This is a genomic window from Nocardia tenerifensis NBRC 101015 (assembly GCF_000308715.1).
Classification (GTDB): domain Bacteria; phylum Actinomycetota; class Actinomycetes; order Mycobacteriales; family Mycobacteriaceae; genus Nocardia; species Nocardia tenerifensis.
In genome coordinates this window covers 1-7,384 of sequence record NZ_BAGH01000532.1, presented here as the reverse complement: position 1 = coordinate 7,384, position 7,384 = coordinate 1, and the positions used below count along the sequence as shown (strand labels likewise).

Here is a 7,384-nt window from a genome sequence, read left to right as displayed (position 1 = left end):
CGGGTTGTCTGGGGTGGCGGCCGGCGCGGCGCCGATGACGGGCGCCGCCGTCTCGGGGGGCACGCCGCCGACGAGTTCGTCGACGTGGCGGGCGTCCACCATCGCGTCCGCGGTCCCGTCGACCGCCCTCGACCGCTCCGCCGCGGTGGCCAGCGCGCCCATGCCGGGCACCAGCGGCGGCAGCACCTCGCCCGCGAACCTGGTCGAGGCGGCCACCGTGGCCGGACCCGTCGACACGCCGGGCGTCGCCGTGACGACGGCCTCCGTCTGCCAGCCACCCAGCGGCACCGCCGCACTGGTCACCGGTGCGGCGGCGGTGTACATCGGCCCGAACGGGGCGATCGCGAGGGGCTTGGTCTCGACCGGAACCGCCTCCGGGACAACGGCTTCCGTCGGCGGCTTGGCAGGCGGGTGCGCGACGACCTCCTGGCCGACCTGGCGCGTCGCCGCGATCAGCGGCTGCACCATCTGCATCACCTGCTGGACGACCTGGCTGCCCGAGTCGCCGGTCGCGGCGGCCGACGCGGACCTCGCCGACATCCCGCTCACCGCGTGGGCAGGCGGCACGCCGGGAATCCTGGTCATATCACCGAGTTTCAAGCCCTTGACCAGCGCCTGCTGCGCCTTACCGACGCCGCCGAGCTTCGGCATGACCGGCTTGCGCACCGGCACCGGAGTCCCCGCCTGGGTCATCTGCCCGGCGTGCCCGATCAGCTGCACCTTGGTGTGCGCGGTGATCGCGATCGCCTCGGCGGCCGCCTCGATCGCCGTGCCCAGCAGGGCGGCCTGCCCGGCGGGGGTCGCCAGGGTGAGGCTGAGCGCGGCGGTGGTGGCGGCGAATCGCGCTGCCAGCGCGGCCATTTGAAGGTATCCGGTGGCGACCGTCCCGGCGGCGGCCGCCGTGACGGCGTTCATGTGCGTCGCCTGGCCGGAGAGGGAGGTCGCGGTGCCCACCGTCTCCACCGCGGCCGAGGTGGCGGCCCGGCTGCCCGCGCTCTGCATCGACTGGAGCAGCTGAATGCCAGCGGTCGCCAATTGCACTGCGGTGCCGATGGATTGGGTGACCTTCTGGAGCACGGAGTGCGGGTCGAGCGAGCCGTTGGCGCGCAGATTGCCGTCGCCGAAGCCGCTGAACAGGTCGGTGACCGGCTTCATCAGGGCCATGGGGTCGAGCGCCGGCAGCGGCGGCAGGCCGGGCAGCGGTGGGAGCGCGGGCAATTGGGGCAGCGGCGGCAGCCCTATCTGCGCGAGCAGCTGTTCGGCAGGGCGGTCGAGAAAGGGCGCGACCGGGGTGTTCCGGATCGCGTCGAGCACGGTCGGCGACAGGGGCGCCGCGAGATGGTGGGCCGTCATGCCAGCGCGCCGACAGGCGGGACGAACGACTCCGCGTTGGTTCGGTCGGTCAGCTCGTAGGACTGCGCGGCCACGCGCGCGGTGTGCGCGGTCGCGGCGTAGTTGGCCACCAGCTCGCCCAGCGCGGTGCAGTGATTGGCCTGCGCGTAGGCGAAACTCAGCAGGAATTCCTGCCCGATCAGCCCGAAGACCGGGACGGCCGCGGAGATGACGGCGGCCTGGTCGATCGCCCCGGCGACGGCGACCGCCGCGGCCATTCCCTCGGAAATGTCGGCATAGTGGCGGAATGTCTGCGGCTGCACATTGACAACATTCATCGCGGTACCCTCCTGGGCTGATCTGCGAACTCGATACCGGGGCGGTTCTCCCGGAACGCTAATGAGCACAGGGGCTTTCGCAAGATGAGCGCGGTCGCGGGTCCTACTGTTCACCTGCGCGTCGGTTGTTCACCTGATTGTTGAAGTCGTCGACCAGCCCGCCGCGGACGGCCATGGCCCGCTGCGCGGCGGCGCCCGCCGCGGCCACCACCGCCCCGTCGAACTCCGCGGGCGACATCCGGGAAATTCCCTTCGTCAGAGACAGGTCGAGCAGCCGGCCGGAACCGTCGACGACGGCGGTGACCGCGCCGTCGTCCGTGCGGTGCTCGATCCGGATCGCGGCGATATCGTCGGCGAGCCTGCGCATACGGTGCAGCTGTTCGGCGGCGGACGCTTCCAGTTCGGCGAAATCGGTCACCACCGGCCTCCATCCTGATCGAGCCAGCTGCGCGGCTCGTATTCGTGTTCGGCCTCGTCGGCGAGTTCGGCGCGCTCGAGGGTCTGCGTGGTCGGCAGGCCGAGCAGGCGCAGCGCGTCCTCGCCAAGGCCGAGTCCGGTCAGGTACTCCCGGCGCCTCAGGCCCGCCCGGTCGGTGGCCAGGCGGCACAGCCGCAGGACGTCGGCGGCGAGTTCGGCGGGGTCGCGGCGCAGCTGGCCGGGCGTGACGCGGACCATGGTGGGCAGGCCGGAATCCGTTGCGGCGACGACGATGCCGCCGCCGCGCGAAGCGGCCTCGCCGGTCGTGAAGGTCTCGAAGTCCGGCGTTTCGGGCGGGTCGGGTTCGGCGTCCGCATATACCGCGGCGTCGTACATCGCGCCGTCGCGCACAGCGGGGTCGTGCACGGCGGCGTCGAGCAGGTCGGCGTACCTGCCGGTGTCGGCGATTCGGGGGTGTTCAGGCACGGCGCTCGTCCTCCAAGGTCTGCAACACGGTGGCGATGTGGGCGGAGATCATGGTCGCGAGCCGGGGACGATCGACGGCCGTCGCGACCGGCACCGCCGTCTCGGCGACGGCGTAGCGTCCGTCGTCCACCAGGTCACGCCATTCGATGCGGTAGCGGGTGATGCCGCGCGGGCCGAAAATGGAACTCCCCAGACGTGTTTCGATGACGCCCAGATACTCGGCCGGTTTGCCGAGCCACTCGGCGCTGCGCCGGTCGAGATCGGAGTAGCTCTCTTGAACCTTCGACCGGCCGTAATAGTGGTCGGTGTCGCCGTCGCCCGGCGCGGGCACCAGCGGCGTATCGGGTAGCCGCCCCGCGGCCCGCTCGGGCAGTGCCCCGGCCACGGCACCGGCGAGCCGGTCCGCCGCGCCGGTGGTGACCACGTAACCGCCACTGTGCCAGGCGGTTTCGCCGGGCAGCTGGCTGATCAGCGTGGCCGCCGAGCCCTGCCTGCCGCCGAGCACGCGGACGACACCGTCGGCGCGGTCCTGATGCCGTGGGTCGAAACCCTTGGCCGACACCACGACATCGGCGCGCGCGACCCGGGTGAGCGCGCCACGCAACTCGCCGTCGTCGGCGTCGGCCAGCCCCGCACCGGCCTCGGCGCGCAACCGCGCCCACTCGTCGGCGTCCGCGCCCCGGTACAGCGCGAACAACGGGGTGGGCAGCCGATCCTGAAACATGCTGTCCCACAAGTCGATCAGCTCCACATCGGTGAGCCGCCAGGTTCGGCTCACCGGTCGAGCACCGGCCGGATGCCGCGACCCGGCTCGCCGAGCGCCTCCTCGAGATGCTCGGTGGAGTTCAGGTACTCCTTGCGCCGCTTCTCCCGCTCCTCGTCCGAGGTCGACCGGCCCGGGACCCCGCCGTGCGGCATGCCGGGTTGGTAGCCGCTCGCCGGACCCGCCCGGCCGATCACCCGCGACTCCACGGGCGCGACGGCGCGTGGGAAGAGCGGGTTCGCGGACGTGCCGAGGGCCAGCGGGGCACGACCTATCACCCCTTTTCCGCCGACTCCGCCGCCGCCCTTCACAATTGGGGCGCCGGTCTGCGTGCCGGACGGCGGCACCGTGGCCGCGAGAATCCCGGGCTTGCGCGAGGGATCGGTGGACAACTGGCCCGGCGGCTTGTTCAGCGACGACAGCAGGCCCTCGTTGAGACCCTTGGTGGACGTCGGCGGCTTGGTCGGGTCGCCCGGCGGTTTCGTGACCGGGTCGGGGTTGCCGACGACCGGTGGTGGTTTCGACCCACCCGATCCGTCGCCACCGCCGTGCTCGCCGCCGCCCTCACCCCCATCGCCCTCGCCACCGCCGCCCTCGCCACCGCCACCTTCGCCGCCTTCGGTGGGTGTCTCGGACCCGGAGTCGCCGCCGCCGGGCTTCGTCTCCTCGTCGTTCACCGGCAGCGGCTCGCCCGCCGGTTTCCGGGTCGTCTCGCCGCCGATGTCCACCGCCGGGACCGTCACCGGGTCCGGCGTCGGCAGGGTGACGATGCGGGTGGTCGTGTGCGTGTAGTTGTCGGAGTAGTAGAGCTGGAAGTTCTCCTGATACCGAATCAGGTTGAGCTCGTTCGCCATGTTCTGCGAGATGCTGTCGGCCGGGGGCGGCGACGGGGTGGGCGGCATGGCGTTCTGTTTGGTCTGCTGGAGCCAGCCCGAGGTGTAGGTGAGCGTCTCGCCGAGCAGATTCATATCGCCGGTGAGCTGCTTGGAGGCCTCCACGTAGGCATTCGTCGCGCCGATCGCGTTCTGGGAGCCGACGCCCTCCCACCGATCCGAGGTGGACGCGATCGACGTGCGCAGCGTGGTGAAACCGGTGTCCAAGGTGGTGGACAGCCACTTCCACACCCCGGCGGCGTTGGCCACCGCCTGCGGGTCCATCGAGTTGCAGACGATGTAGAGCGTCTCCCAGCCGAGCTGCGCGCCCATCTCGGGGCCGAACCCGTACGCGTCGTACTTCGTCGTCGGCTTCAACCGGCCGGGATGGTCGGGGATGACGCCCTTGGGCGGGGCGCCGCTGGGCGGGGTGCCCGACGGGGTGAAGGAGATGTCCTCGAAGCTCGCCGCCGACTCGTCCTCGGTGCGGGCATACCGTTTACCCGCCGTGACGAAGGTGTTGCCCATGTCGACCAGGATCTCGCGGTGCCGGTCGACCCGCTGACGCAACTCGGTGCCGAACTTCTGGCTGAACACCGTCCACAGCAGCCTGCCCGAGACCGACTCGGCGATAACGGGGCTCGCCACCATGGTGTTCTGGCTGATCCAGTTCTGCACGCCGACAACGACTTCGAGCATGGACTCGACGTGCCGGGCACACTGCTCCGCCGTGCCCGGCTCTAGCTCGAGTTTCCCGTTCTTCGCCGAGGTGAGCAGGTCGGCCCAGAGCGTGCCGTCGGAAACCTTTGGGGTGGATGCCATGTGATTCTCCGATCACCGCAGTTGGTCGCGCAGGCGGTCGAGGCCGGCCAGCACGACATCCGATCCGGGAAAGCTCGGCCGGTCGTCCTCGACGGTCGGCGCGTAGAGGTCGGCGACCTTGCGCGCCACCGCCGCCACGGCCGCACCGGACGCCGCGACGATGGCCTCGGCGATCTGCTCGTAGTCGAGATCGCCTACGGCGCCGGAGAATTGCAGGTCGATCAGCACACCGTCGGCGTTCACCGCGACGCTCACCCGGCGACCACCGGCCGACGCGGTGGCGAACAGGCGGGCGCGTTGTTCCTGTAGTTCGAGCAGGCCGGCCTGCTCGGCGGTGTCGGCGACGGGCTCGCGTTCGGCGGGCGGGGTCAGCAGCGCCGCGGGCGGCGACGGGAGTTCCTGCTCGTCCGGCACCCAGTCGACCAGGTCGGAGAGTTTGGGCAAGCCGAGCAGCGACCCGCGCTGGGCCGAAATGATCTCGTCCGCTTTGCTTTTCACCTGCGCGGCAGCGCGCTGCGCCGCCTGCACGACACCGCGGGCGATCTGGTGGTAGCCGAGTTGCTCGATGTCGTCCTCGAAGTAGACCTCCGTCAGGGCGCCGGACACGTCCGCGACCACGACGATCAGTCCCCGCTCGGCGCTCGCCGACGCCGTCACCGCCTGGTGCTGGCGCTTGGCCTCGGCGAATCCGGCGATGAGACGGTGGACGTCCGCGACCACCTGGGCCACCTCGGTTCTCAACCGCTCGTTCGGATCGTGCACCATGCCTCCGCTCATCGGCCGTCGTCGTAGACGCTGGCGCGGGCCAGGCCGCCGCGCGACTCATCGTCGCGCACCAGCAGCAGTTCGTCGCAGTGCCGATCGATCATCGTGCGCAGCCCCGCGGCGTCGGCCGCGACGGCGGCCACCGGCTGTTCCATGCCGATCACGTAGCGGCCGTCCCCCGGATGGTCCTCCCAGACAAGCCATTTCGTCACCTGGCCGCGCGGGCCGAAGGTGGAGTGGCCGTGGGTGAGCACGATGCGGCCGACGGTCGCCTTCGGCGCCGCCTGCCACTGCCTGCAGCGGGCGTCCACGTCGCGGTCGCCCTCGTCGTAGAGGGAGCTGCGGCGGTGCCAGTGATCGAACTCGTCGGGTCGTCCGGTGTCCAGCAGCTCCACTCGTGCTTGGCTGCCCGCCGCCATCGGCGGCAGCTTGTCCACCAGCAGGCGGGTCAGCGACGCCGCGTCGCACTCGGTGATCTCGAGTTCGTCGTGGCTCTCCGGAGTCACCGTGCCGAAACCCTGGATCAGCACGGCACGATCGCCGAACTTTTTGGCTGCCAACACGATCAAACCGTCCTGGCGTCGCTCGGCGCTGAGATCCTCGGCATGGACGACCATGCGGATATCGGCCCGCAGCGACTTGACGAGCACGTCGGCGAGCGCCGGATCCCATGCCGCCTGCAACTCACCCCAGACGCGCGCCTTGGCGAACTGGAAGTCGTAGTAGCCGCGGATATCGGAGATGTAGGTGAACGGCCAGGACTGCTTGCGGTCGACGAGTCGTTCGCGCAGCACCAGATATTCGAGGCCGCTGAGGCGCCAGGTGCGTTCCACTATTGCCTTCCCTCTACCGTGCCGCCGGGAGCCCCGGTCGTCGCCGTTTCGCCGGCCACCTCGGTGGTCGACCTGGTGGCCGTGAAGTCCTCGAAGACCTCCGGCCGGCGGCCCGCGGCCCGGCCGGGGAATTCGAGGCGGACCTCGGGTGCGCCGTTGCCCGGGAGCAGCGCGAAGGACACGCCGACGGGTCCGGTCGCGCCCGGCGGGAGCAGCTGCTCCTCGACCTCGTGCACCTGCTCCTCGATCCGCTGCGCGGCCTCGTCCAGCGCCTGCTTCACCGTCATGGAGCCGTTCTCCACGGCCTTCGCCAGCTGTTGCAGGGCGGGGCCGAGCTGGGCGGCGAGTTGGTTGCCGAGCTGCACGAGCGTCGCGATGCCCGACGAAATGAGCTGCAGCGCTTCGGAGAACAGGCCCATCATGTCCGCGCCGGACTGGCCGCCGCTCGCGCCGCCGCCGATCGGGCCGCTCGGACCCGCCGGGCCGCTGCCCTGGCCCGGGTTGCCGGAGGGGTTCGAGCCGCCGCCGGAACCGCTTCCGCCCGAACCACTTCCACCGGAGCCACTTCCACCGGAGCCGCTGCCGCCGGAGCCCGGCGGTTTGCTTCCACTGCTGCCTTCGCCGCCGGAACCCTTGCTGCCGCTGCCCCCTCCGCTGCCGCTGCCGGAACCTTTGCTGCCGCCGCCGCTGCCGCTTCCCCCACCGCTGCCGCTGTTGCCGCCGCCGCTGTTGTTTCCCCCGCCGCCTCCGCTGCCG

Annotated in this window: 9 protein-coding genes; all 9 read right to left on the bottom strand. The window is 71.2% G+C overall.

What is annotated here, in order from left to right; genetic code table 11:
- The coding region (locus ON39_RS46350; RefSeq protein WP_051187509.1) for a hypothetical protein at window positions 1–1,353 on the bottom strand (1,353 nt) is incomplete at its 3' end.
- Window positions 1,350–1,670, bottom strand: coding sequence for a type VII secretion target (locus ON39_RS35420; RefSeq protein WP_040740702.1), 321 nt, complete (start codon window positions 1,668–1,670; stop codon window positions 1,350–1,352). The genes ON39_RS46350 and ON39_RS35420, both read right to left, overlap by 4 nt.
- 103 nt (window positions 1,671–1,773) lie before the next feature.
- Window positions 1,774–2,088, bottom strand: coding sequence for a YbaB/EbfC family nucleoid-associated protein (locus ON39_RS35415; RefSeq protein ID WP_246003026.1), 315 nt, complete (start codon window positions 2,086–2,088; stop codon window positions 1,774–1,776).
- Window positions 2,085–2,573, bottom strand: a complete 489-nt coding sequence (locus ON39_RS50920; RefSeq protein ID WP_083894881.1) for a hypothetical protein — start codon at window positions 2,571–2,573, stop codon at window positions 2,085–2,087. Before ON39_RS50920 ends, ON39_RS35415 begins: the two co-directional genes overlap by 4 nt.
- Window positions 2,566–3,351: an ESX secretion-associated protein EspG gene (locus tag ON39_RS35405; protein WP_040740701.1), complete on the bottom strand. Its 786-nt coding sequence runs from the start codon at window positions 3,349–3,351 to the stop codon at window positions 2,566–2,568. Before ON39_RS35405 ends, ON39_RS50920 begins: the two co-directional genes overlap by 8 nt.
- Window positions 3,348–5,030 carry a WXG100 family type VII secretion target gene (locus ON39_RS49775; RefSeq protein ID WP_040740700.1) on the bottom strand — a complete coding sequence of 561 codons (1,683 nt, stop codon included), beginning with the start codon at window positions 5,028–5,030 and terminating at the stop codon, window positions 3,348–3,350. Before ON39_RS49775 ends, ON39_RS35405 begins: the two co-directional genes overlap by 4 nt.
- Before the next feature lie 12 nt (window positions 5,031–5,042).
- Entirely contained in the window at window positions 5,043–5,795 is a 753-nt protein-coding gene (locus ON39_RS35395; protein WP_040740699.1) for a YbaB/EbfC family nucleoid-associated protein, read from the bottom strand.
- Between the two features lie 8 nt (window positions 5,796–5,803).
- Window positions 5,804–6,628, bottom strand: a complete 825-nt coding sequence (locus ON39_RS35390) for an ESX secretion-associated protein EspG (RefSeq protein ID WP_040740698.1) — start codon at window positions 6,626–6,628, stop codon at window positions 5,804–5,806.
- A partial coding sequence (locus tag ON39_RS49885) for a hypothetical protein (RefSeq protein WP_176572800.1) occupies window positions 6,628–7,384 on the bottom strand: 757 nt, incomplete at its 5' end. The genes ON39_RS49885 and ON39_RS35390, both read right to left, overlap by 1 nt.